Annotated in this window: 19 protein-coding genes; 10 read left to right on the top strand and 9 right to left on the bottom strand. The window is 65.9% G+C overall.

Features of this window, described 5'->3' with window-relative positions; translation table 11 throughout:
• Positions 1-85 precede the first annotated feature (85 nt).
• Together ACUXVX_RS11455 and ACUXVX_RS11450 are read left to right on the top strand one after the other, a co-directional pair.
• The gene (locus tag ACUXVX_RS11455) at positions 86-871 is read left to right on the top strand and encodes a Hint domain-containing protein (protein WP_446308411.1); all 786 of its coding nucleotides are present in this window, start codon (positions 86-88) and stop codon (positions 869-871) included.
• Positions 872-875: 4 nt separating this feature from the next.
• Positions 876-1,094 carry a ribbon-helix-helix domain-containing protein gene (locus ACUXVX_RS11450; RefSeq protein WP_446308410.1) on the top strand — a complete coding sequence of 73 codons (219 nt, stop codon included), beginning with the start codon at positions 876-878 and terminating at the stop codon, positions 1,092-1,094.
• 13 nt (positions 1,095-1,107) lie between these two features.
• On the opposite strand, the gene ACUXVX_RS11445 is transcribed toward ACUXVX_RS11450, so the two are convergent.
• Together ACUXVX_RS11445 and ACUXVX_RS11440 are read right to left on the bottom strand one after the other, a co-directional pair.
• Positions 1,108-2,469 carry a cytochrome P450 gene (locus tag ACUXVX_RS11445; RefSeq protein ID WP_446308409.1) on the bottom strand — a complete coding sequence of 454 codons (1,362 nt, stop codon included), beginning with the start codon at positions 2,467-2,469 and terminating at the stop codon, positions 1,108-1,110.
• Between the two features lie 7 nt (positions 2,470-2,476).
• The gene (locus ACUXVX_RS11440) at positions 2,477-3,733 is read right to left on the bottom strand and encodes a hypothetical protein (protein ID WP_446308408.1); all 1,257 of its coding nucleotides are present in this window, start codon (positions 3,731-3,733) and stop codon (positions 2,477-2,479) included.
• A 151-nt stretch (positions 3,734-3,884) separates the two neighbouring features.
• Between ACUXVX_RS11440 and ACUXVX_RS11435 the strand changes: the two genes are divergently transcribed.
• Positions 3,885-4,337 (top strand): hypothetical protein, encoded by a 453-nt coding sequence (locus tag ACUXVX_RS11435; RefSeq protein ID WP_446308407.1) that lies wholly within the window; start codon positions 3,885-3,887, stop codon positions 4,335-4,337.
• Positions 4,338-4,373: 36 nt separating this feature from the next.
• Here ACUXVX_RS11435 and ACUXVX_RS11430 read toward each other — a convergent pair whose 3' ends face one another.
• The gene (locus tag ACUXVX_RS11430) at positions 4,374-5,132 is read right to left on the bottom strand and encodes a cytochrome c biogenesis CcdA family protein (protein WP_222469432.1); all 759 of its coding nucleotides are present in this window, start codon (positions 5,130-5,132) and stop codon (positions 4,374-4,376) included.
• Between the two features lie 229 nt (positions 5,133-5,361).
• On the opposite strand from ACUXVX_RS11430, the gene ACUXVX_RS11425 reads away from it, so the two are divergent.
• Positions 5,362-5,589 carry a sulfurtransferase TusA family protein gene (locus ACUXVX_RS11425; RefSeq protein WP_446308406.1) on the top strand — a complete coding sequence of 76 codons (228 nt, stop codon included), beginning with the start codon at positions 5,362-5,364 and terminating at the stop codon, positions 5,587-5,589.
• 52 nt (positions 5,590-5,641) lie between these two features.
• On the opposite strand, the gene ACUXVX_RS11420 is transcribed toward ACUXVX_RS11425, so the two are convergent.
• From ACUXVX_RS11420 to ACUXVX_RS11395, 6 genes are all read right to left on the bottom strand, one after another.
• A complete protein-coding gene (locus ACUXVX_RS11420) occupies positions 5,642-8,365 on the bottom strand; it encodes an Rne/Rng family ribonuclease (RefSeq protein WP_446308405.1) in 2,724 nt (907 codons plus the stop codon).
• A gap of 573 nt (positions 8,366-8,938) precedes the next feature.
• The gene (locus ACUXVX_RS11415; protein WP_446308404.1) at positions 8,939-10,042 is read right to left on the bottom strand and encodes an ABC transporter ATP-binding protein; all 1,104 of its coding nucleotides are present in this window, start codon (positions 10,040-10,042) and stop codon (positions 8,939-8,941) included.
• A gap of 21 nt (positions 10,043-10,063) precedes the next feature.
• Positions 10,064-11,710 (bottom strand): alpha-amylase family glycosyl hydrolase, encoded by a 1,647-nt coding sequence (locus tag ACUXVX_RS11410; RefSeq protein WP_446311531.1) that lies wholly within the window; start codon positions 11,708-11,710, stop codon positions 10,064-10,066.
• A gap of 16 nt (positions 11,711-11,726) precedes the next feature.
• Positions 11,727-12,875, bottom strand: coding sequence for a carbohydrate ABC transporter permease (locus tag ACUXVX_RS11405; protein ID WP_446308403.1), 1,149 nt, complete (start codon positions 12,873-12,875; stop codon positions 11,727-11,729).
• Entirely contained in the window at positions 12,875-13,879 is a 1,005-nt protein-coding gene (locus ACUXVX_RS11400; RefSeq protein WP_446308402.1) for a carbohydrate ABC transporter permease, read from the bottom strand. The genes ACUXVX_RS11405 and ACUXVX_RS11400 overlap by 1 nt, the downstream gene beginning before the upstream one ends.
• A gap of 150 nt (positions 13,880-14,029) precedes the next feature.
• On the bottom strand, positions 14,030-15,298 hold the full coding sequence (locus ACUXVX_RS11395; protein WP_446308401.1) for an ABC transporter substrate-binding protein: 1,269 nt from the start codon (positions 15,296-15,298) through the stop codon (positions 14,030-14,032).
• Positions 15,299-15,586: 288 nt separating this feature from the next.
• On the opposite strand from ACUXVX_RS11395, the gene ACUXVX_RS11390 reads away from it, so the two are divergent.
• The 6 genes from ACUXVX_RS11390 (at position 15,587) to ACUXVX_RS11365 (ending at position 22,005) form a co-directional block, all read left to right on the top strand.
• On the top strand, positions 15,587-16,612 hold the full coding sequence (locus tag ACUXVX_RS11390) for a LacI family DNA-binding transcriptional regulator (protein ID WP_222469439.1): 1,026 nt from the start codon (positions 15,587-15,589) through the stop codon (positions 16,610-16,612).
• A gap of 28 nt (positions 16,613-16,640) precedes the next feature.
• Positions 16,641-17,966: a GH1 family beta-glucosidase gene (locus ACUXVX_RS11385; protein ID WP_446308400.1), complete on the top strand. Its 1,326-nt coding sequence runs from the start codon at positions 16,641-16,643 to the stop codon at positions 17,964-17,966.
• Positions 17,963-18,928 (top strand): glucokinase, encoded by a 966-nt coding sequence (locus ACUXVX_RS11380; protein ID WP_446308399.1) that lies wholly within the window; start codon positions 17,963-17,965, stop codon positions 18,926-18,928. The genes ACUXVX_RS11385 and ACUXVX_RS11380 overlap by 4 nt, the downstream gene beginning before the upstream one ends.
• A gap of 184 nt (positions 18,929-19,112) precedes the next feature.
• Positions 19,113-19,397 (top strand): STAS domain-containing protein, encoded by a 285-nt coding sequence (locus ACUXVX_RS11375; protein WP_446308398.1) that lies wholly within the window; start codon positions 19,113-19,115, stop codon positions 19,395-19,397.
• Positions 19,394-19,786, top strand: coding sequence for a response regulator (locus tag ACUXVX_RS11370; protein WP_222469443.1), 393 nt, complete (start codon positions 19,394-19,396; stop codon positions 19,784-19,786). Before ACUXVX_RS11375 ends, ACUXVX_RS11370 begins: the two co-directional genes overlap by 4 nt.
• Positions 19,786-22,005: a chemotaxis protein CheA gene (locus ACUXVX_RS11365; protein WP_446308397.1), complete on the top strand. Its 2,220-nt coding sequence runs from the start codon at positions 19,786-19,788 to the stop codon at positions 22,003-22,005. Before ACUXVX_RS11370 ends, ACUXVX_RS11365 begins: the two co-directional genes overlap by 1 nt.
• Positions 22,006-22,028: the final 23 nt, after the last annotated feature.

Below are 22,028 nucleotides of genomic sequence, written 5' to 3'. Positions count from 1 at the left end.
TCAGCCCGACCTTCGCCCCAGACCCGGAAAACCGGGCAAAAACAATGAGGCAGGCGCGGGTTCACCCCGCGAGACGGAGACGGGAATGGGGACCGAACTGGCGCAGGCACAGCGGCTGACGCGTGCCGAGATTCAAGCCGACATCGAAGAATTCACCGCACATACGGTCAGCGAGACCGGCATGTTTTCCAAGGCCTACGCGGCCCCGGGGCTGGCGCAGCTACTGCCCAACGCCCGGCGGATCAGCCGCGCGCTGAAGCCGACGCTCAAGAGCTTCACCCGCATGCCCGAGCCGGGCACGTGGCTCGAAAGCGCCGTATCGGCCGAGGCCCGCATCCTCACCCCCGAGGGCGCCACGCCCGCCGGGCAGCTGAGCGTGGGCGATGTGGTCGAAACCAAGGATCTGGGGCCGCTCAAGGTCAAATGGGTCGGGCTGACGCGGGTCACCCGCGAGCAGCTTTCGCAAAGCCCGGCGCTCTGCCCGGTGCGGATCAAGGCGGCCAGCATCGATGGCACCTATCCGCGGCAGGACATGGAGATTTCGCCCAACGCCGGGCTGCTGATGCGCTCCAATGCCGACCCGGAGGACGAGCGGCTGGTCTCGGCCACCGCCCTCACCCGGCGCGACGGCTTCTGCAAGTCGATCCCGCGCAATGGCATCACCTATGTCCAGATCCTGCTGGAGCGCCATGCGCTGATGGTGGTCGAAGGGCTGGAGATGGAGAGCTTTCACCCCGGCAACCTGCGCCCCACCGCCTCGGAGGCGAGCCTCTGGTCGGAGATCATGGAAGTGCTGCCGGAGTTGGAGCACGAGATGGAAACCTATGGCCCCCGCGTCCGCCCCGGCCTGAGCGACCGCGCGCGCGGTTAGGCAGATGGCCCGGCCAGAGAAGCACTCGCTGACCCTCGCCGGGCATCGCACCTCCGTGTCGCTGGAGCCGGAGTTCTGGGCCGCTTTCCGCGCCATTGCAGAAGATAAAGGCATGACGATCAATGCCTTGGCCGCCGAGATTGATGCAGATCGCGGGATCGAGCGCGGCCTGGCCTCGGCCATCCGCGTCTATGTGCTGCGGCATCACATGGGCCAGGGCTGACCCATCCGCGAGGCTACCGCCGCGACACCTTCAGATGGATACCCTCCGCCGCCCGCACCGTCAGATGCGCCACTGGCCGGGGCACCCTGCCTTCCACCGTCTCGAATTGTAGCCGCCGCAGCAGCATCGCCAGAATGAGCGGCCCCTCGACCATCGCAAACCCGGCCCCGGTGCACACGCGCGGCCCGGCGGAGAACGGCATATAGGCCTCCCGCCCGCAGCGCCGCCCCTCCTCGGTTGCCCAACGGCCCGGATCGAACCCATCGGGGTTGCTCCAGAGCCGCTCGTTGCGCTGCTGGTGCCAAGGGCTGAGCACGATCTGGCTGCCGCGCTTCACCTTACGGTCGCGGAAGGTCTCGGGCTTCACGTTCTCCCGCACCATCATCGGCACCGGCGGGTAGAGCCGGAGTGTCTCTCGGAACACATCGCGGATGAACTTGAGGCCGGAGATATCTGAAAATCCGGGATTTTCCGGAAGCGTGACCGCCTCCTCCGCAGCCCGCTCCTGCACCTCGGGGAAGGCCGCGAGCAGGTAGAGTGCCCAGGCCAGCGCCGAGGCGGAGGTCTCATGCCCGGCCAGAAAGAAGATCGCCACCTGATCGACCATCTCCTCGGTGTCGAACCGCGCGCCAGTCTTCGGGTCTGCCGTGGTCATGATCTTGGTCGCCAGATCGTCCGGCGCCCTGCCCGCCGCGATCTCCGCTGCCCGGTCCGCCGTCAGCCCGGTGATCAGCCGCCGGATCGAGGCCGCCGTGCGCTTCACCTCGCGCTTGTGGAAGCGCGGAAACCACCGGGGCAGCGGCAGGAAGGCGGCGATATTCAGGATCGGCTGCGCCCGCTGATACGCGCGAAACTCGGAGAAGACCTGTGCGGCGACCTCATGCTCGATCGGGATCGAGAACAGCGTGCGGAAGATCACATCCGCCGCCGCGTGGCTCGTCTCCTCCTCCACCTCGATCTCACCAGTCCGCGCTTCCATCCGCGCCACGCAGGCCTGCGCCGCCTCCAGCATCGCCGGAAAGGTCTCTTTCAACCGCCCGCCCTCGAAGGCCGGGTCGATGATCCGCCGCTGACGCTTCCATGTCTCGCCGTTGGTCACGAAGACCGAATTGCCCAGGAGCGGTGCCAGCCCCTCACGCACCCGCCCCGATTTGGGAAAGTCATCGGGCCGCTCCTTCAGCACAAGGTCCACCAGAGCGGGCTGGTTGATGAGGTAGCTGCGGAAGAACGGCGTGCGGAACTCGGCCATCCACGCGCGGTAGAGCTTGGCGGGCTGGGCCGAGAGGATATCGGCCCGGAACAGCCGCGCGTAGTTGAGCAGCGAGGTCTTCTCGGGCCGCGAGGGCGGCTTGGGCGGCAGATGCGGGCAGCTCATCGCGGCGTCACGCCGCCCGCGAGGTATAGCGCGAGGCAGGGGTTTCGATCCGGCTCTTCGATGGCATCCGCTCGGCATAGCGGGTGCCGAGCGAGAGCGGGCCTGCGGTGATCAGGAAATAGTCGTAATCGCCGGGCCGGTCGAAGGCGCAAAGATATTGAAAATGCAGCCGGAAGAACCGCCGCTTCACCTTGGCCCATGTTTCGGGCGACAGCGTTTGGGTGAAGGCGGCAGAGAACACCAGCGGCCAGCGCTTGCCCTGCTCGGGGGCAACGCCCGTCACCGCCACCGGATCGCAGAGCGCAAAGGCGCAGCCATCGCCCGGCGCGGTCACATCGACCCATGTGATCTGGTCCCATTGGCACAGGTCGTGCAGATCGGCGCGCAGCCGGTCGGCCTTGGGCAGAAAGCTCACCATCGGCACCACGTGCCCGAGGGTGAGGAAGCCAAGCCGCGGCCCGCTGCCCTGAGTCCACCCGCTGCGCATCAGGTCCGCCAGCACCGAGATGCCGATATGCGCGCCCGAGCTGTGCCCGACCACCAGCACCTCATCCGCATCGCTCGCCAGCGCCTCCTCCACCCGCGCCCGAAACGCGGCGATCCGCGCCTCCAGCTCCGGCGGGTTGGCGCCCTTGTGGCGGGCCGAGTAGCTGTAATCGTGCATCAGGTAGTAGGCGAAGAACTTGTTGTCGCGCTTGCGAAACCAGCTGAGCACGCCCCATGTGACCGCCACGAAAAGGATGATCCCGAGCATCACGCCGGTCGTGCCCAGATGCACCGGCACCGGCAGTTGCAGCAGCGCCCAGGCCCCGAGCCGCGCGGCCCCGTAGCCAAGGCCCACGGCCAGCAGGAGTTGCCCGAGCAGAAAGACGATGGGGTAAAGCGCGGCAATCACCGGCCCCTTCCTGAGCCGCATCAGCCGGAACAGCGCGCCAGAGGCGATATAAGTCCATGCGGTACGCAGCAGCATCGCATAGGTCGCCGGGATCGAAGGGTTCATCGAGGCCTTCACGATGTCCGACCAGAGCAGCACCTCGATCTCCGCCTCGGTCCGCGCCCCGCCAACCACGCTCTCCACGCCCCATGCAAAGGGCCCCTGCCCCTTCGCGGCGTGCTGGCTGATCTCATAGCCCGAAATCGCCGCCTGCGCGGCACTTTCCTTGCGGTAGAGCTCGCGGTAGCGGCGCGGATGAAACGGGTCGTAGCCGGGGATATAGATCACCCGGCGGCGTGCCACATCCTGCTCTGCCCGCGTCTCAGCCATGGCCCCTATCCTTGCCGTTCCGGCGCTCTTAGCAAGGGATTTTGGCGAAACTTGGGACACGCATTTTCACACTTGCCATATCGCACGTTTCATGCTATATCGCATCTCTAGTGCAAAACCGCACCGATCCCAATCACAGAGGAACACAAACATGGCTTCGGATAAGAAATTGGCAGCTAACCAGATCAAAACTTTTGGAAGAGGAGACCCCCTATACGTTCAGGCACAGCAGATTTGGCTCGTTCTAACGGGTTTTTCGATGATGAGGACGAATCCTGCGATACCAGAACGGCTGCGCAACGAGCTTCCTGAGTTAATCCATTACGACGAACTTGCCGAACTAATGGGAAAGCCAGGCGCACAGCATACGCTCAATCGACAACTGGGAATAGTTGGGCATTATTGCATCGATAATGACCTACCGCCGCTTAACGTAATCGTCGTGAACAAGGACTCAGAGTTGCCTGGCGATGGTGTTGTTTCTCGTGATGGCCAAGATATCCTCACGGAAATCAGTGCCGTCAACAAATTCAACTGGTTCGGCATCCGAGTGCCCACAATAGGCACTCTTAGAAAGACTTACGATAAGATGCCCAAACGCTAGGTTCCGAGCAAAGTGGGGTGATCTTTCGATCACCCCTCACCCCACGGTCGCCAGCGCCGGGAAGATCTCGAGCAGCCAGTAGGAGAAATCGGAAAAGGCGCCGGTGAGCATCAGCAGCCCGACCGTCCAGAGCAGTAGGCCCATGATCCGCTCGATCTGGCCCATGTGCCGCTTCATCCAGCCCATCAGCCCCTTGAGCCGCGGGAAGAAGGCCGCCACCGCGATAAACGGCAGGCCCAGTCCGAGGGCGTAGAGCGCCAGCAGGAAGGCCCCGCGCGCCACATCGCCCTCCATCGCCGCCATCGAGAGGATCGCGCCGAGGATCGGCCCCAGGCAGGGGGTCCAGCCGAAGGCGAAGGCGAGGCCCAGCACATAGGCCCCCATCGCCGAGCCGCCCCGGTCGCCCGCATCGATACGCGCCTCGCGGTTGAGGAACGGCAGGGTGAAGACGCCGAGAAAATGCGCGCCGAACACCATGATCACCAGCCCGGCCCCCATGGTGAACCACTCGCGGTTCTGCAGGAACACGCCGCCAAGCGCCGAGGCCGCCGCGCCGAGGAGCAGGAACACGGTCGAAAGGCCGAGCACAAAGAACCCTGCGGCCACCAGCACCCGCCGCCGCCCGGCGGAGGCGCCGCTGCCCTCCATCTCGTCCATCGAGATCCCGCCCATATAGGCCAGATAGGGTGGCACGATCGGCAGCACGCAGGGGCTGACGAAAGAGATCAGCCCGCCCACGATGGCGATGAGAATGGCCGGCAAGAGCGCGGCGTCCATGATGTCGATGCCAAACATGCCTTCCCCTTTAAGCCGCCCGCACCGGGCCGAAAACCCCCTGCTTCCTCACAACCCCGTGGCGCATCACCGCGCCCACCTGCCCTTCATCTTGGTTCAAATATCTCCGGGGGGTGTGGGGGGCTGGCCCCCCACTGCATGACGGTGCCACCGGGAAACACGCTCTCCATGAAAGCCAGGCCCTCTCAGCCCCCTTCCCCCTCCCCCGGCCTTCGGCTACCCCTTGCGCATGACCCACCACGCCCACCTCGACGCCACCGGCCTGCTGTGCCCTCTGCCCGTCCTGAAAACCGCCAAGCGGCTTCAGGCGCTTGCGCCGGGCGAGGTGCTGCGGATCGAGACCGATGATCCTGCCGCGCTTATCGACATGCCGCATTACTGCGCCGAGTCGGGCCATCTGCTGCTGTCGCAGGAAGAGGCGGGCGCGGCCATAGTCTGGATGATCCAAAAGAAATAGGGGCGCGCCCGGCAAGGCACGCCCCTTTATAATTCTTGGTATCGCCGCAGGCTCAGCGCCCGAGCGACCACCAGCCCTTGCGCTTTGGCTTGGCCGGCTCCTCGCTGGCTTCGGCCTCGGCCGTCTCCAGCACCGGTTCCGGCTCGGCGGGCGTTTCGGCGGCAACCTCTTCCGCCGGAGCCTCAGCCTCAGCCTCAGCGGCAGGCGCGTCGGCCGGCGTGTCCGCAGGGGCCTCGGCCGGGGTCTCTTCGGCCACCGGTTCAGGCGCGGCCTTTTTGCGGGTGCGGCGGCGCTTGGGCTTCTCCTCGGCAGCCGGCTCCTCGGCAGGCGCTTCCTCAACCGGGGCAGCCTCGGCGGCCTCGGCAGGAGCCTCTGCCGGTGCCTCGGCGGCCTCGGTGCTTGCGCCCTCTTCGGCCTCGGCCGGCTTCTTGCGGGAGCGGCGGCGGCGGGAGCGCTTGGGCTTCTCCTCGCTGGCAGCCTCTTCGCCCTCGGCGGCTTCCTTGGGCGCATTGCCCTCAGACCCGGCGTCAGTGCTTTCAGCCTGTGCCGCCTCGGCGCCGCTGCCGTCAGACTGACCCTCGGATTGACCCTCGTTCTGGCCTTCACCCTGGCTCTCGCCCTGGGCCTCGGCACCATTCTCCTCGCCATTGCTGCTGCCACGACGGCGACGACGACGACGGCGCTTGCGCTTCGGCTTGTCCTCTTCGTCACCGCTGGCTTCGGAGGTCTCCGCAGCCTCGGCCTGCGCCAGATCCTCCTCTTCCTCCTCGATGTCGGGAAGGTCGGTGGTGTCGATAGAGATCACCGGGGCGGTCACCTCGGCGATGCTGCGGGTCGCGGTCTTGAACTTCTCCAGCGCGAAATCGGGCGAGATCATATGCGCATCGGCTTCCAGCCGGACCGAAAGCCCGTAGCGCGCCTCGATGGAGGCGATGTGCTCGCGCTTCTGGTTCATCAGGAAGTTGATGATGCCCACCGGTGCCTTCAGCAGAACCTCGCGGCTCTTGCGGCGGGTGCCCTCCTCCTCGATCTGGCGGAGGATGGCGAGGCCGATGCTGTCATCGGAGCGCAGCAGGCCGGTGCCATGGCACGAGGGGCACGGCTGGGTGGAGGCCTCGAGCATGCCGGGGCGCAGCCGCTGGCGCGACATTTCCAGCAGGCCGAAGCCGCTGATCCGGCCCACCTGAATGCGGGCGCGGTCGGTCTTCAGCTTGTCCTTGAAGCGCTTCTCCACGGCGGCGTTGTTCTTGCGCTCTTCCATGTCGATGAAGTCGATCACGATGAGGCCGGCAAGGTCGCGCAGGCGCAGCTGGCGGGCCACCTCTTCGGCGGCCTCAAGGTTGGTCTTGAGTGCGGTTTCCTCGATCGAGCCTTCCTTGGTGGCCCGGCCCGAGTTGACGTCGATCGCCACCAGCGCCTCGGTGACGCCGATCACGATGTAACCGCCCGACTTGAGCTGCACCGTCGGGTTGAACATGGCGGCGAGGTAGCTCTCGACCTGGTAGCGGGCGAAGAGCGGCAGGCCCTCGTTGTACTGCTTCACGTTCTTGGAGTGGGACGGCATGATCATTTTCATGAAGTCCTTGGCGGTCCGGTAGCCCGTCTCGCCCTCGACCCAGACCTCGTCGATCTCCTTCGAGTAGAGGTCGCGGATCGACCGCTTGATGAGGTTGCCCTCCTCGTAGATCGGCGCGGGCGCCACGCTCTTCAGCGTCAGCTCGCGGATCTGCTCCCAGAGGCGCTTGAGGTATTCGTAATCGCGCTTGATCTCGGTCTTGGTGCGCTTGGCACCCGCCGTCCGCACGATCAGCCCCGCGCCCTGCGGCACGTCGATCTCGGAGGCGATCTCTTTCAGCTTCTTGCGGTCGGCGGCATTGGTGATCTTGCGGGAGATGCCGCCGCCACGAGCGGTGTTGGGCATCAGCACGCAGTAGCGGCCAGCGAGCGACAGGTAGGTGGTGAGGGCGGCCCCCTTGTTGCCACGCTCTTCCTTGACCACCTGCACCAGCATGATCTGGCGGACCTTCACCACTTCCTGAATCTTGTAGCGGCGGGGGCGCGGCTTGCGCGGCTGGCGGATCTCTTCCTGCACGTCCTCTTCGGCGACGGACTCGATCTCTTCGTCCTTGTCGGCGGCGGTGGGCTCATCGCCCTCGTCACCGTCGTCCTCGTCGTCGCCTGCCTCGTCTTCATCGTCCGACGCCGTCTCAGGCGTGGCCTCTGCGGCAGGTGCCGCCTCGGGGGTCTCTTCGGCCTCGGAGCCAGCCTCGGCGGCGGTCTCTTCAGCCGCAGCCTCGGGCGTGGCGCCCTCTTCACTCACCAGCGTATCGGCCTCTTCCTCGTCACCGAGGTCGACCACATCCATACCGGCGATGGCGCCATCCACTTCCTTGGTGGTGACGGCATCCTTGGTGTCGGACTTCTTCGAGCGCGAGCGGCGGCGGCGCGACTTCTTGGGCGCCTCCTCTTCGGCGGCCTGGGCCTCGGCGTAGGCGCGCTCTTCTTCCAGCAGCGCCTGCCGGTCGGCCACCGGGATCTGGTAGTAGTCAGGGTGGATCTCGCTGAAGGCGAGGAAGCCGTGGCGGTTGCCGCCGTAATCCACGAAGGCCGCCTGAAGCGAGGGCTCCACGCGGGTCACTTTCGCGAGGTAGATATTACCTGCTAGCTGGCGCTTGTTGACTGTTTCAAAGTCGAATTCCTCGACCTTGTTTCCATCGACCACGACCACCCGAGTCTCCTCGGCGTGGGTGGCGTCGATAAGCATTTTCTTAGCCATATTAACTCATTGCACGGCGAAGCTCGCCCACGCCCTGGCGGGCTGAGGCTTGGATGACCGTGTCTGGATTGGGGATGGGCGCGGAACATGAGCGGCAGGGCGCGTGCTGATGCAGCTTCCCTTGCCTCCTCGCCTGTTCTCACGCGTTGCATCGCGGTTTGTCTCCGACGCGTCCCGGCCATGAGGCGGTCGCGCCCGTTCGGGGGGCTGGCCTGCACGTGGCGGGCCGGGCCATGTGGCCCTTCAAGTCAGATGCTCTCGGGGCCGGTTAACTCTGGCGGATGGGCGGTGGCGGCGCTTGCGGCTCGCGGTAGGCCCGTCCCTGCCAGGGAAATCGCTCCAGACCACCGCGCGGCACATGCCCCGGACGGTCCGTGGACCGACCATAACGGAGTGCGGTGTTGAAAGACAATGGCAAAAGCGCGGGGGCGGCACACGTTTAGGTTGAGTGTGTCGAAGCGGTGCAGCGCCGGCCCGGGGGCGGGCCATGCTGAAGGTATGCTTCCAGCATGACGCTGCACGGCGCCTTCGGCTTGATCCCGTGCAGGCATGCCGCACAGCTGCCATCGCCCCTCACCTGTAGAGCAGCGAGCGCCCCTCTGCGAAGAGATGCACCTTCTCCGGCGCCGCCGTCAGCCGCACCGTCTTGCCGCGCATGTCGCGGACCACGCCTGGCAGCTTGGCGATCACCGTATCGGTGTCTTCATCCATCTTCGGCGCGGCGAAGTAGAGCTGTGTCACCTCGCCGAGCGCCTCGGTGATATCCACCGTGCCCTCGAAGGCGTAGTTTTCATCCTCGGTTGGCAGCATATCCTCGGGGCGGATGCCCACGTTCACCTCGCGGTTCAGGTCATCGCCCGTGGTCGGCACGTCCGACCAGATCATGCCGCCGCCATCGCCCACGGTCACGCCGGTCCGCTCGCCGGTCTCCACCACCACACCGCGCAGCAGGTTCATCGCGGGAGAGCCGATGAACTGCGCGACGAACTCGTTCTCGGGCCGCTCGTAAAGGTCCAGTGGGGTGCCGACCTGCGCGATGCCCTTGTTCGCCAGCACCACGATGCGGGAGGCCAGCGTCATCGCCTCCACCTGGTCATGGGTGACATAGATCATCGTGCTCTCAGGCATGGCCTCCTTGAGCTGGGCGATCTCGATCCGGGTTGCCACCCGCAGGGCGGCGTCGAGGTTGGAGAGCGGCTCGTCGAAGAGATACACCTTGGGGTCACGCACGATGCTCCGGCCAATCGCCACCCGCTGCCGCTGCCCGCCCGAGAGCGCCTTGGGCAGACGGTCGAGATAGGGCTCGAGCTGCAGTTTCTTCGCGGCGGCATTCACCGCCGCGTCGATCTCGGATTGCGACCTCTTCGCCAGCTTCAGCGCAAAACTCATGTTCTCCCGCACCGTCATATGCGGGTAGAGCGCGTAACTCTGGAACACCATCGCGATGCCGCGCTCGGAGGGCGGCACGTCGTTCACCACCTGCCCGTCGATCTCCAGCGTGCCGCCGGTGATCTTTTCGAGCCCCGCGATCATCCGCAGCAGGGTGGACTTGCCGCAGCCCGAGGGGCCGACGAAGACGATCAGCTCGCCCTGCTCGATATCGAGGTTGATGTTTTTCAAGACATCGACGGTGCCGCCGTAGGTCTTGGCCACATCGGTCAGTTTCAGCTCCGCCATGGCGGTCTCCTCCCTCTTTCCTCAGCGGCCCAGCAGGGCAAAGCCCCACGGTCCCAGATCAACCTTGCCGCCCTCGGGCGCAGCGGCGCCCAGCCCGGCGGCCTCGGGCAGCGGCGCCCATCCGGCCTCGACGGCATGGCTCACGCGGCCCTCGCCGAGATTGAACAGCGCCAGCACCTCCCCGCCCTGCCCGCTCCGGCGGATCACCAGCAGGTCGCCCTGCGCCTCGATCTCCTGTGCGCCCTTGGCCAGCACTGCATGGGCGCGGCGCAGCGCGATGGCGCGGCGGTAATGGGCCAGCATGGCCTCGGGGTCGCCTTCCTGCTCGGCCACCGCCTTGGGCAGATGGTCGGCAGAGACCGGCAACCAAGGCCGCGCCTCGTTGCCGTGGCTGAACCCGCCATGCACGCCCGCATCCCAGACCATCGGCGTGCGGCAGCCATCGCGGCCTTTGAACTCGGGCCAGAACTCGATGCCATAGGGATCTTGCAGGTCTTCGAAGGCCACATCGGCCTCGGGCAGCCCCAGCTCCTCGCCCTGGTAGAGGCAAGCGGAGCCGCGCAGGCACATCATCAGCACCACATAGGCCCGAGCGGCCTCTTCGGAGAGGTTCCAGCGGCTGATGTGGCGCGGCACGTCATGGTTGGAAAAGGCCCAGCAGGCCCAGCCGTCCGCCGCCACCCGCTCGACGCGGTGCATGGTGTCGGCCACGTAACCGGCGGTGGGCATGTCCTTGGCGAGCAACTCGAAGGCGTAGCACATGTTCATCATGTCATCGCCCGCCGTGTATTGCCCGAGGATCTCGAGACCAAGCTGCGCATCGCCCACCTCGCCCACGGCAGCGGCGCCATAGGGCTTCATCACCGCGCGCAGGCGCCTGAGAAAGGCGAGGTTCTCGGGGCGGGACTTGTCGTAGAGGTGCTCCTGCCAGTTGTAGGGGTTCACCGCAGGGGCCGTCTGGTCATTGCGCAAGGCCGGGTCGAGCGCCGGATTGTCGCGCAGCTCGGCGTCATGGACGTAGAAGTTGATCGTATCGAGGCGGAAGCCATCCACCCCGCGCTCCAACCAGAACTCGGCCACGCGCAGCAGCTCGTCTTGCACCTCCGGGCAATGGAAGTTGAGGTCGGGCTGGGAGGTCAGGAAGTTGTGCAGATAATACTGCATCCGCCCGCCATCCCACTGCCACGCACTCCCGCCAAAGATCGAGAGCCAGTTGTTGGGCGGTGCGCCGGTCGGCTTGGCATCGGCCCAAACATACCAATCTGCCTTCGGGTTGGTGTGATCCTTCCGGCTCTCCTTGAACCACGGGTGTTGGTCGGAGGTATGGCTGAGCACGAGGTCGATCAGCACCTTCAGCCCGAGGTCATGCGCCCGGTCGATCAGCGCGTCAAAATCCGCAAGGCTGCCGAACATCGGATCGACATCGCGGTAATCGCTCACGTCGTAGCCGAAATCCTTCATCGGGCTCTTGAAGAAGGGGCTGATCCAGAGCGCATCCACCCCGAGCGAGGCAATGTGATCGAGCCGCGCGGTGATGCCCGCGAGGTCCCCCACCCCGTCGCCCGTGCTGTCCTGATAGCTGCGCGGATAGACCTGATAGATCACCGCACCGCGCCACCAGTCGGGGTTGGCCGCACGTTGGGCGATCGCCTCTTCAACCTTGTTCATATCTTTCATTGTCATCTCACTTCACCGAGCCGGCCAGCAGGCCGCGCACGAGAAACCTTTGCATTGCGAAAAACACGCAGAGCGGCACCGCGATGGAGACGAAGGCCGCCGTGGCCAGAATCTCCCAGTTGCCGCCCCTCGTGCCGAGGAGTTCAACGATCTGCCGGGTCATCACCGTGGTGTCGCCCGAGCTGTCGATGAGGAAGACCAGCGCCACCAGCAGGTCGTTCCATGTCCAGAGGAACTGGAAGATGGCAAAGCTGGCGAGCGCCGGAAAGCTGAGCGGCAGGACGATCTTGGTAAAGATCTGAAAGTCCGTCGCCCCGTCGACCTTGGCGTTCTCGATGATGTCACGCGGCAGGCCGACCATGTAGTTTCGGAGCAGGTATATGGCGAGCGGTAGGCCAAAGCCCGTATGCGCCAGCCAGACCCCAAGGTAGCCCTTGCCGATCCCCACCTCGTTGTGGAGCTTCAAGAGCGGGATCAGCGCCAGTTGCAGCGGCACCACCAAGAGCGCGACGATGGCGGCGATCAGCAGGGCCCGGCCCGGAAAATCCATCCACGCCAGCGCATAGGCCGCGAAGGCCGCGATCAGGATCGGGATGATCGTCGCCGGGATCGTTACCGTCAGCGTGTTGAAAAAGGCCTTGGCCATGCTGTCCGTCCGGTCGCCCGAAAATAGCACACGCTCGTAGTTGGCGGTGGTAAACTCGGGCGGCGTGGTGGTGGTGACGAACACGCGCTGCCCGCGCCCCGATATCTGATCATCATTGCCGCGCCACGTGTAGCTGCCGTCTTCCTCGACGGTCATGCTCTCGCCCTCGCCCATGTCGGCTGTGTCGCCGGGGCCGAAGGCGCCCACGTCACGCGAGGAGACGCCAAAGGCTTTCACCGAGCCGCCCTCCTCGCCAAAGAGGTTGCCGCTCACCACGAACCCGGCGCCATCGGCAACGCGGGCGTCGTCCGGGTCGTCGGTGCGGTATTGCACCACCTGCTCGGTCGGAAACAGCGCCTTCCACCAGCCGGTCGCGCTGATCTGGTCGGCGGTGCGGAACGAGCTGACGAGCAGCCCCACGGTCGGAAAGAGCCAGAGCAGCACGAGAAGCACGGTGGATATCTGAACGGCCCAGGAGAGGCCCGATTTGGTGCCTGCGATGTTGTCCATCAGCGCATCTCCTTGCGGGCGTTGTAAACGTTCCAGACAAGGATCGGCGTGACCAGCAGCATGATGACCATCGCGGAGGCGCTGCCCACGCCCCAGTCATTCGCGCGGAAGAGCTTGTCATACATGTAATTGGCCAGCACCTGCGTCTCCCATTGCCCGTTGGTCATGGCAAAGACGATGTCGAAGATCTTGAGCACGACGATGGTGATGGTGGTCCAGACCACGACGATGGTGCCCATGATCTGCGGCACCTTGATCTTGAAGAAGATCTGGAACGGGTTGGCCCCGTCGACGATGGCGGCCTCCACCGTTTCCTCCGGGATGCCGCGCAGGGCGGCCGACAGGATCACCATGGCAAAGCCGGTCTGGATCCAGATCAGCACTGCCATGAGGAAGAAGTTGTTCCAGAACGGCACGGTGAGCCAGGCCGTCGGCTCGCCACCGAGGCTGACCACGATGGCATTCAGTACGCCGATCTGCTCCTCGCCCGCCGCGCGGTAATCATAGACCAGCTTCCAGATCACCGCCGCACCGACGAAACTGATCGCCATCGGCATGAAGATGATCGACTTGGCGACCGCGCCCCATTTGATCCGGTCGGTCAGCTGGGCGGCCAGCAGGCCGAAGGCGGTGGAGAGCGCCGGCACCACGAACAGCCAGAGCATGTTGTTGAAGAGCGCCTCGCCGAACTTGGGGTCGGCCACCATCTGGCTGTAGTTCTCAAGGCCCGCCCACTCGTAACCGCCGCCCGGCAGCCGGTTGGTCAGCGAGAGCCGCAGCGTCTCCACCACCGGATAGGCGAGGTAGAGGCCAAGGGCGAGCACGGCGGGCGCGAGAAAGAGCCAAGGGCGGATCAGGTTGGCGCGGTTGATATTGCGGCCCGCGTTCGGCCCGCGCGCCGGGTAGAGCACCTTGTCGAGGAAGAGATTGGAGAAATAGAAGTAGGCCACGCATCCGCCGACACCGACGATGATGGTGATGACCCCTTGTAGTGCCGGATGCATGATGGCGCCCCTCCCCGGGTGGCCGCTGCGGCGCCCCTGAGGGCGGTCTGGCGGCGGTTGCGGCAGGCGGTGGGCGGGAGCTGTCCCGCGGTCGCGCTGGCCGTTGGCGCGCGGCGATCTCCCGCCGCACACCGGTTCACGAGTGGTGGATTACTTCGCCGCGTCCCAGCTCTGCTGGATCTCGCTGGTGACGGTGCCCACGTCCTTGCCGCCCACGTAGTCGACCATGCCGGTCCAGAAGCTGCCCGCGCCCACGGCGCCGGGCATCAGGTCGGAGGCATCGAAGCGGAAGGTGGTGGCGCCCAGCAGGATGTCGTTCATCTTGCGCAGGGTCGGATCGGAGAAGGCATCGAGGTTCACGCCCTTGTGCGGGGTCAGAAAGCCCTTGCGCGCCATCCAGATCTCATGCGCCTCCGGGGTCTTCAGGAACTCGATCAGCTCATGGGCTGCCGGGCTGTCATTGGTGATCGCCCAGACCGTACCCGCGCCGAGCACCGGCTGGCCAAGGTCACCCTCGCCGCTGGCCGGGAAGTAGAAGAAATCCACATCCTCACCCACTTCCGACCCTTCGGGGAAGAAGGAGGGGATGAAGCTGGCCTGCTTGTGCATGTAGCAGGCGGGCGGCGCATCGAAGAGGCCCTTGGGGCTTTCGCGGAAGTCGGTGGTCGCCACCGCGCCGGTGCCGCCCGCGACCCATTCATCATTCAGGGCGAACTCGCCGAAGGCCTCGATCGCGCCCACCACAGCCGGGTCGGTGAAGGGGATCTCATTGCTCACCCACTGGTCGTAGACCGAGGGCGGCTGGGTGCGCAGCATCATGTCTTCGACCCAGTCGGTCGCGGGCCAGCCGGTTGCGCCGCCCGAGCCGAGGCCGATGCACCACGGCGTCTCGCCATCATCGGCGATCTGCTGCGAGAGCGCCTTCAGCTCCTCCAGCGTTTCCGGCACCTCGTAGCCCGCATCCTCGAAGTTCTCGGGGATGTACCAGACAAGGCTCTTCACATCGACCTTGTAGAAGAAGCCGTAGAGCGCATCATTGCCGTCCGGCCCGGCATAGGTGCCAAGATCGACCCAGCTTTGCCCTGCGGCGTAATTCTCGTTGATCCAGTCGCCGGTGCCTTCGGCCAGCGGGGTCAGAAAGCCACGCTCGGCCATGACCGCGGCAAGGCCGGGCTGCGGGAAGACCGCGACATTGGGGGCAGAGCCCGCCTCGGCATCGATCACGATCTGCTGCTCGAAGCTGTCGGAGCCGGTGTAGCGCACGTCATGGCCCGAGGCCTCGGCAAAGGCGCCCAGCACTGCCTGCACATGTTCCTCGTCCGCCCCGATCCACGGGCCGGCGACGGTGATCTGCTCGGCCAGCGCCGGTCCGCTCATCAGCGCCAGAACGGCACAACTGGACTTGATGGTATGCTTCATGAATTTATCCTCCCGGTTGCAGGGCGACGCGCGTGGCGCGCCCCTCTGTTCTTCCCGCGCCTTCTGTTGGTCAGGAGTGATCCGACTCGATCCTCCAAAGCGCTTTGGACACTTTCAGCATGGCCTAAGCCGCCTTCTGCGTCAACATGGCACCGCAGATAGTGCTTTTGTTTCATTGGGCAATGCTGCACCCGCAGCATATGCGTGCTGCAGACACAGGCTTTGACGCCTGCCCAAAGCGCGGCTAGTTTGGGCTGGAGTTTAAAGCGCTTTGGAAGACACGAACCCATGAACCTAAAGGAGCTCGCCGCGAATCTGGGCCTCTCCCAAACCACCGTGAGCCGGGCATTGAACGGCTATCCGGAGGTGAACGAGGACACCCGCAAACGGGTGATCGCCGCCGCATCGCAGCACAATTACCGCCCCAACACCCGCGCCCAGAGCCTCGCCACCGGGCGCTCAATGGCAATCGGCCACGTGATCCCGATCAGCACCAACCACGAGATGATGAACCCCGTGTTCGGTGACTTCATCGGCGGCGCGGGTGAAATCTATGCCCGCGCGGGGTATGACATGATGCTCAGCGTGGTGCCCGACGATGCCGAAGACGGCGCCTATCGCTCCATGGCACAGCGCAACTCGGTCGATGGCATCGTGATCCACGGCCCCCGGCGCGACGATCCGCGGATCGCCCTGCTCAAGGAGGTCGGCCTGCCCTTCATCGTTCACGGCCGCGCCCCGGTGGACGACACCGATTACTCCTATGTCGACGTGAACAACCGCCGTGCCTTCGAGCGGGCCACCCTGCATCTGGCCGACCTCGGCCACACCCGCATGGCGCTGCTGAACGGCCTTGAGAGCATGGATTTTGCCATCCGCCGCCGCGAGGGCTTCGAAGCGGCGCTGAAGGCCCGCGGCTTGCCCTTCCTGCCCCAGTTCCACCGCTCTGAAGAAATGACAGAGAGCTACGGCTACCAGGCCGCGCGCGAAATGCTGGCCCAACCCGATCCGCCCACCGCCTTCCTCGTCTCCTCGCTGATCACCGCAATGGGCGTGCGCCGCGCTGTCGAGGAGCGCGGGCTGCAAATGGGCCGCGACATCTCGATCATCACCCATGACGACGATCTGGGCTACTTCAAGAACGGCGGAGAAGTGCCTGTTTTTACGGCCACCCGCAGCTCCGTGCGCGAGGCAGGCCGGATCACCGCCGAGATGCTCCTCGGTCTCATCGACACGCCCCAGAACGGCCCACGCCAGCACATCATGGAGGCCGATCTGACCCTCGGCCTCTCCACCGGCCCGGCCCCGCGCTAGCCCTGCACATCGCCACAGGAACGCTCCCATGCTCACCCACAGCCGCGCCGACTTTCCCGAAGGCTTCCTCTTCGGCACCGCCACCTCTGCCTATCAGATCGAGGGCCACGGCATGGGCGGCGCAGGCCGCACCCAATGGGATGATTTTGCCGCCACCCCCGGCAACGTGGCCCATGCCGAGCACGGGCAGATCGCCTGTGATCACTTCAACCGCTGGCCGCAAGACCTTGATCTGATTTCTGAAGCCGGGCTTGATGTTTATCGCTTCAGCCTGTCCTGGGCGCGCGTCATGCCCGAGGGCACCGGCCCGGCCAACCCCGAGGGTGTCGCCTTCTACGACCGGCTGGTCGATGGCATGCTGGAGCGCGGCCTCAAGCCCGCCGCCACGCTCTACCACTGGGAGCTGCCCTCGCCCCTGCTCGACAAGGGCGGCTGGCGCAACCGCGACATCGCCAAGTGGTTCGCCGACTACACCTACACCATCATGTCCACGCTGGGAGACAGGATCTGGTCCGCCGCGCCGATCAATGAGCCGTGGTGCGTGGGCTGGCTGAGCCATTTCATGGGCCTCCACGCACCGGGCCTGCGCGACATTCGCGCCACCGCGCGCGCCATGCACCACGTCTGCCTTGCCCACGGCGAGGCCATCGCCGCGATGCGGGCGCAGGGCATGGGCAACCTCGGTGCGGTGTTCAACTTCGAATATGCCCAGCCCGCCGATGCCTCCCCCGAGGCCGAAGCCGCCGCCCGGCGCTATGACGGCATCTACAATCGCTGGTTCCGCTCCGGCATCTTCAAGGGCGAATATCCCGCCGATGTGCTGGAGGGCCTCGGCCCGCACATGCCCGAGGGCTGGCAGGACGATTTCGCCACCATCACCGCCCCGCTCGACTGGTGCGGCCTCAACTACTACACCCGCAAGCTCATCTCTCCCGCCCCCGATCAGCCTTGGCCGCATTACGCCGAGGGCGCGGGCGACCTGCCCAAGACCCAGGTGGGGTGGGAGATCTACCCCGAGGGTCTGCACCACTTTCTGACCGACACCGCCGCCAATTACACCGGCGACCTGCCGCTCTACGTCACCGAGAACGGCATGGCCTGGCCCGATACGCCCGGCGTGCCCGACGACACCCGCATCGCCTACCTCGATGCCCACCTCGGCGCGGTCAAACAGGCCATCGCCGAGGGCGTGCCGGTGCAGGGCTATTACATCTGGTCGCTGCTCGACAATTACGAGTGGGCGCATGGCTACGGCCCGCGCTTCGGGCTGGTCCACGTGGATTACGACAGCTTGCAGCGCACCCCCAAAGCCTCCTATGAGGCACTGAAGGCCGCGCTGAGGACCAACGGATGACCGACACCGCCCTGATCGCCGATATCGGCGGCACCAACACCCGTCTGGCGCTGGCCCGTGGGCCGGAGCTCGAGGTGTCCAGCATCCAGCGGTTCCGCAATGCCGATTACCCGGATTTCGAGGCTGTAGTAGCCGCATATCTGCCGCAGGTCGGCGCGCCTTCAGTGCAGGGCGCCTGCGTCGCTGCCGCCGGTCCGGTGGTGGATGGCGTGGCCGAGCTGACCAACATCGACTGGACGCTGGATATCCCCACCATCGCCCGCGCCGCCGGTTGCGCGGATGTGGCCCTCTTGAACGACCTGCAAGCCCCCGGCCACGCCGTGGGCCGGATCGCGCCCGAAGGGCTGGTGCCGGTGATCCCGGTGGCCGAAGCCCCTGCCCCCGGTGCAACTGCGCTGGTGGTCAATGTCGGCACCGGCTTCAACGCCGTGCCGGTCCACACCACCCCCGGCGGGCGCTTCGTGCCACCCTCCGAGAGCGGCCATGTGAATCTGCCGATCCGCACCGAGGCCGACCTGCGGCTGAGCCATTATGTCGATGACAGCCACGGCTTTCCGGCGGTCGAAGAGGTGCTTTCGGGGCGCGGGCTGGAGAACGTCTATCGCTGGCACTGCGCCGAGACCGGGGGCGCGCCGGAGCTGCGCGGTAGCGAGATCATCGCCGCCGCCGAGAGCGCCCGCAGCCCGCAGGCCGTGGCCGCGGTGCAGACCTTCCTGCGCTTCATGGGCACCGTCTCGGGCAACCTCGCGCTGGAGCATCTACCCTTCGGCGGCGTCTATCTGGTCGGCGGCGTGGCCGTGGGGCTGGCCGGGCTGCTGAAGGGCGGCGCTTTTGCCGAAGGCTTCCGCGACAAGGGCCGTTTCGGCGCGTTCATGCAGGATTTCCCGGTCACGCTGGTCACCGATGACCGCGCCCCGCTGATCGGCTGCGCGAGCCATCTGCACGAGCGCCGCAGCGCCTGAAAGGCCGCCTGCCCCGAGCTCTCTTGGGCCGGGTTGAAAATTCCTCTCCCCCGCGTGCGATTTCCTCACCGGCTGTAAGTTAATCTTAAGACCTCTCGGGCATCCCTGCCTTCATCCGACCGACTGGATGAAGGAGTCGTCCCATGCTTGAGCCCTTCGCCTCGCCTGAGCGGGAGCCCGCCCGATGAGCGCCGCCAGCCTGCCGCTCCCGGCCCGGCTCGACCTGCCTGCCGCCGCGCCCTTGCGCGAGGCGCTGCTTGGCCACGAGGGCAAGCCCCTGAGCATCGATGCCAGCCCCTGCGAAAGCATCGGCACCCCCGGCCTGCAAGTGCTGCTTGCCGCGGCCAAAAGCTGGCGCGAGGCCGGGGTGAGTCTGAACGTCGAGGGCCTCAGCGACGTTTGCAGGGCCCAGCTCGCCATCTTCGGCCTCTCCCCCGATGACCTTTGCAGCAAGGAGCTCGCCGAATGAGCCTCAAGATTCTGGCGGTGGATGACAGCCGCACCATCCGCGACATGCTCAAGCTCGCCCTCGCCCAGGCCGGGTTCGAGCCGCAGGTCGCCGAAGACGGGCTGCATGGCCTCGAAGTGCTCGAAGACATGGTCGATGACGGCACGCCCCCCGACGCGATCATCACCGATATCAACATGCCCCGGATGGATGGCTTCGGCTTCATCGACGCAGTCCGCGCGCGCGACGATCACTCCGCCATGCCGATCCTCGTGCTCTCGACCGAAAGCGCCGATGAGCTGAAGGCCCGCGCCCGCGCCTCCGGCGCCACCGGCTGGATCGTCAAACCCTTCGACCCGGTCAAGCTGGTGCGCGCCATCAACATGGTCGCCGGAAAAGGAGCCGCCTGATGTCCAACGACCCGATGGCCGAGATCCGGGCCAGCTTCTTCATCGAATGCGAGGAACTGCTCGAAAGCCTGCAAGACGGGCTGACCGCAATGGATGACGGCGACACCGACAGCGAGACAATCAATGTCTGCTTTCGTGCCGTGCATTCCATCAAGGGCGGCGCCGGGGCCTTCGGGCTCGAAGATCTGGTGCGCTTCGCCCACCGCTTCGAGACGGTGATGGACGAAATCCGCAATGGCCGGCTGGAGCCGACCCGCGACACCATCGCGCTCTTCTTCCGCGGCGCCGATGTTCTATACGACATCGTCCGCGCCTCCCGCGACGGCGAAAGCCTCGACACCGCCACCACCGAGGCCGTGCTGGGCGACCTCGAGGCGCTGGTCGGCGGCGTGATCGAGGAGGAGGAGGCCGAAGAAGAGATCGACTTCGCCCCGATGACCCTCTCGCTCGACCCGATCGACGACGACGGCGCCGATGCTCCGGCGGAGGGCACGCCCCCCGGCCTGCGGATCCGCTTTCACCCGGCGGCAGAGCTCTTCTCCTCCGGCAACGAGCCGCGTCACATGCTTGCCGCCCTGCGCGACCTCGGCGAGATCACCAGCACCTGCGACCTATCCAAGCTCCCCGCCCTTGCCGATCTGGCCCCTGAAGAGGGCGCCATCGGCTGGGAGATCTCGATCGCCACCAATGCCAAAAAGGAAGAGGCCGCCGAGGTCTTCGAATTCGTCGACGGGCTCTGCGAGCTTTCCATCGAGGCCACCGGCACCCCCTCCGCTGGCCTGCCCGACCTCGATAGCATCGTCATCCCCGGCACCGTTCATGACGGCGAGGCCCCCGAAGTTGCATCGGGCGAGGAGTCCGAACCAGACCCGGAGCCTGAGCCTGTGGCCGCAACGCCCGCCCCTCCTCCGGAGGCCGCCCCGACGCCCGCCGCCAAGCCCGCGCCCGCCCCGGCCGCCAAACCGCAGGCCGCAGCTCCCTCAGGCGGCAAGGATAGCAAACAGGCCGCTGGCGGCGCCAAGGCCACCGTGCGGGTGGACCTCGACCGCATCGAACGGCTCGTCAACCTCGTCGGCGAGCTGGTGATCAACCAGGCCATGCTGAGCCAGAGCGTGGCCGAGGCCGGCATCCCCGCCAACTCCGCCGTTTCCTCTGGGCTTGAAGAGTTCCTCCAGCTCACCCGGGACATCCAGGAAAGCGTGATGATGATCCGCGCCCAGCCGGTCAAATCCCTGTTCCAGCGGATGAGCCGGATCGTGCGCGAAAGCTCCGCCATGGTCGGCAAGTCGGTGCGCTTCATCACCGATGGCGAGCAGACCGAGATCGACAAGACGGTGATCGAGCGCCTCGCCGATCCGCTCACCCATATGGTCCGCAACGCCGTCGACCACGGGCTCGAAACCACAGAGGGCCGCATCGCCGCCGGCAAACCCGCCGATGGCGTCGTCACCCTCACCGCCGCCCACAAGTCGGGCCGCGTCGTGCTGGAAATCAAGGACGACGGCGGCGGCATCAACCGAGAGGTGGTCAAGGCCAAGGCTGAAGAGAAAGGTCTCATCCCGCCCGGCGTGCCGATGTCGGATCAGGAGATCGACAACCTCCTGTTCCTGCCCGGTTTCTCTACCGCAAAGGAGGTCTCCGACCTCTCGGGCCGCGGCGTCGGCATGGATGTGGTGCGCAGCTCGATCCAGGCGCTCGGCGGCCGCGTTACCATCACCTCCGAGCCGGGCATCGGCACAACCTTCTCCATCTCCCTGCCCCTCACCCTCGCCGTGCTCGACGGCATGGTGGTGGAGGCCGGCGGCGAGATTCTCGTGGTGCCTCTCGGCTCCATCTCTGAAACCCTCACACTTCAGGCCAGCGACATGGAACAGCTCGGCGCGGGCACCCAACTCGTGCGCATTCGCGAGGAGTTCGTGCCGATCCTGGACATGGCCGAAAAGCTCGGCTTCCGCTCCCCGCTGGCCAGCTACGAGGGCAGCTCGGTGCTGCTCATCGCGATGGAAGACAACACCCGCTCCGCGCTGGTGGTCGACCGGATCGTCGAGCAGCGGCAAGTGGTGATCAAAGGTCTGCAAGAGAGCTATGGCCGCATCCCCGGCATCGCCGCCGCCACCATCCTCGGCAACGGCCGCATCGCCCTGATCCTCGACCCCGCCGACCTGATCGCATCGGCAGGCAGCAGTCGCACCATGCAAGCCCTTGATCTCGCCGGATAACGCTCAAGGCCCACCCTCGGACA

It is taken from the genome of Vannielia sp. SX4, assembly GCF_052828525.1.
This window is presented reverse-complemented; position numbering and strand designations above follow the sequence as displayed.

What these genes read in the sequence shown, in the direction of transcription:
- ACUXVX_RS11455 (WP_446308411.1), top strand. Translation starts at nt 86, where the DNA reads ATGGGGACCGAACTGGCGCAGGCACAGCGGCTGACGCGTGCCGAGATT.
- ACUXVX_RS11450 (WP_446308410.1), top strand. Translation starts at nt 876, where the DNA reads ATGGCCCGGCCAGAGAAGCACTCGCTGACCCTCGCCGGGCATCGCACC.
- ACUXVX_RS11445 (WP_446308409.1), bottom strand. Translation starts at nt 2,469, where the DNA reads ATGAGCTGCCCGCATCTGCCGCCCAAGCCGCCCTCGCGGCCCGAGAAG.
- ACUXVX_RS11440 (WP_446308408.1), bottom strand. Translation starts at nt 3,733, where the DNA reads ATGGCTGAGACGCGGGCAGAGCAGGATGTGGCACGCCGCCGGGTGATC.
- ACUXVX_RS11435 (WP_446308407.1), top strand. Translation starts at nt 3,885, where the DNA reads ATGGCTTCGGATAAGAAATTGGCAGCTAACCAGATCAAAACTTTTGGA.
- ACUXVX_RS11430 (WP_222469432.1), bottom strand. Translation starts at nt 5,132, where the DNA reads ATGTTTGGCATCGACATCATGGACGCCGCGCTCTTGCCGGCCATTCTC.
- ACUXVX_RS11425 (WP_446308406.1), top strand. Translation starts at nt 5,362, where the DNA reads ATGACCCACCACGCCCACCTCGACGCCACCGGCCTGCTGTGCCCTCTG.
- ACUXVX_RS11420 (WP_446308405.1), bottom strand. Translation starts at nt 8,365, where the DNA reads ATGGCTAAGAAAATGCTTATCGACGCCACCCACGCCGAGGAGACTCGG.
- ACUXVX_RS11415 (WP_446308404.1), bottom strand. Translation starts at nt 10,042, where the DNA reads ATGGCGGAGCTGAAACTGACCGATGTGGCCAAGACCTACGGCGGCACC.
- ACUXVX_RS11410 (WP_446311531.1), bottom strand. Translation starts at nt 11,710, where the DNA reads ATGAACAAGGTTGAAGAGGCGATCGCCCAACGTGCGGCCAACCCCGAC.
- ACUXVX_RS11405 (WP_446308403.1), bottom strand. Translation starts at nt 12,875, where the DNA reads ATGGACAACATCGCAGGCACCAAATCGGGCCTCTCCTGGGCCGTTCAG.
- ACUXVX_RS11400 (WP_446308402.1), bottom strand. Translation starts at nt 13,879, where the DNA reads ATGCATCCGGCACTACAAGGGGTCATCACCATCATCGTCGGTGTCGGC.
- ACUXVX_RS11395 (WP_446308401.1), bottom strand. Translation starts at nt 15,298, where the DNA reads ATGAAGCATACCATCAAGTCCAGTTGTGCCGTTCTGGCGCTGATGAGC.
- ACUXVX_RS11390 (WP_222469439.1), top strand. Translation starts at nt 15,587, where the DNA reads ATGAACCTAAAGGAGCTCGCCGCGAATCTGGGCCTCTCCCAAACCACC.
- ACUXVX_RS11385 (WP_446308400.1), top strand. Translation starts at nt 16,641, where the DNA reads ATGCTCACCCACAGCCGCGCCGACTTTCCCGAAGGCTTCCTCTTCGGC.
- ACUXVX_RS11380 (WP_446308399.1), top strand. Translation starts at nt 17,963, where the DNA reads ATGACCGACACCGCCCTGATCGCCGATATCGGCGGCACCAACACCCGT.
- ACUXVX_RS11375 (WP_446308398.1), top strand. Translation starts at nt 19,113, where the DNA reads ATGAGCGCCGCCAGCCTGCCGCTCCCGGCCCGGCTCGACCTGCCTGCC.
- ACUXVX_RS11370 (WP_222469443.1), top strand. Translation starts at nt 19,394, where the DNA reads ATGAGCCTCAAGATTCTGGCGGTGGATGACAGCCGCACCATCCGCGAC.
- ACUXVX_RS11365 (WP_446308397.1), top strand. Translation starts at nt 19,786, where the DNA reads ATGTCCAACGACCCGATGGCCGAGATCCGGGCCAGCTTCTTCATCGAA.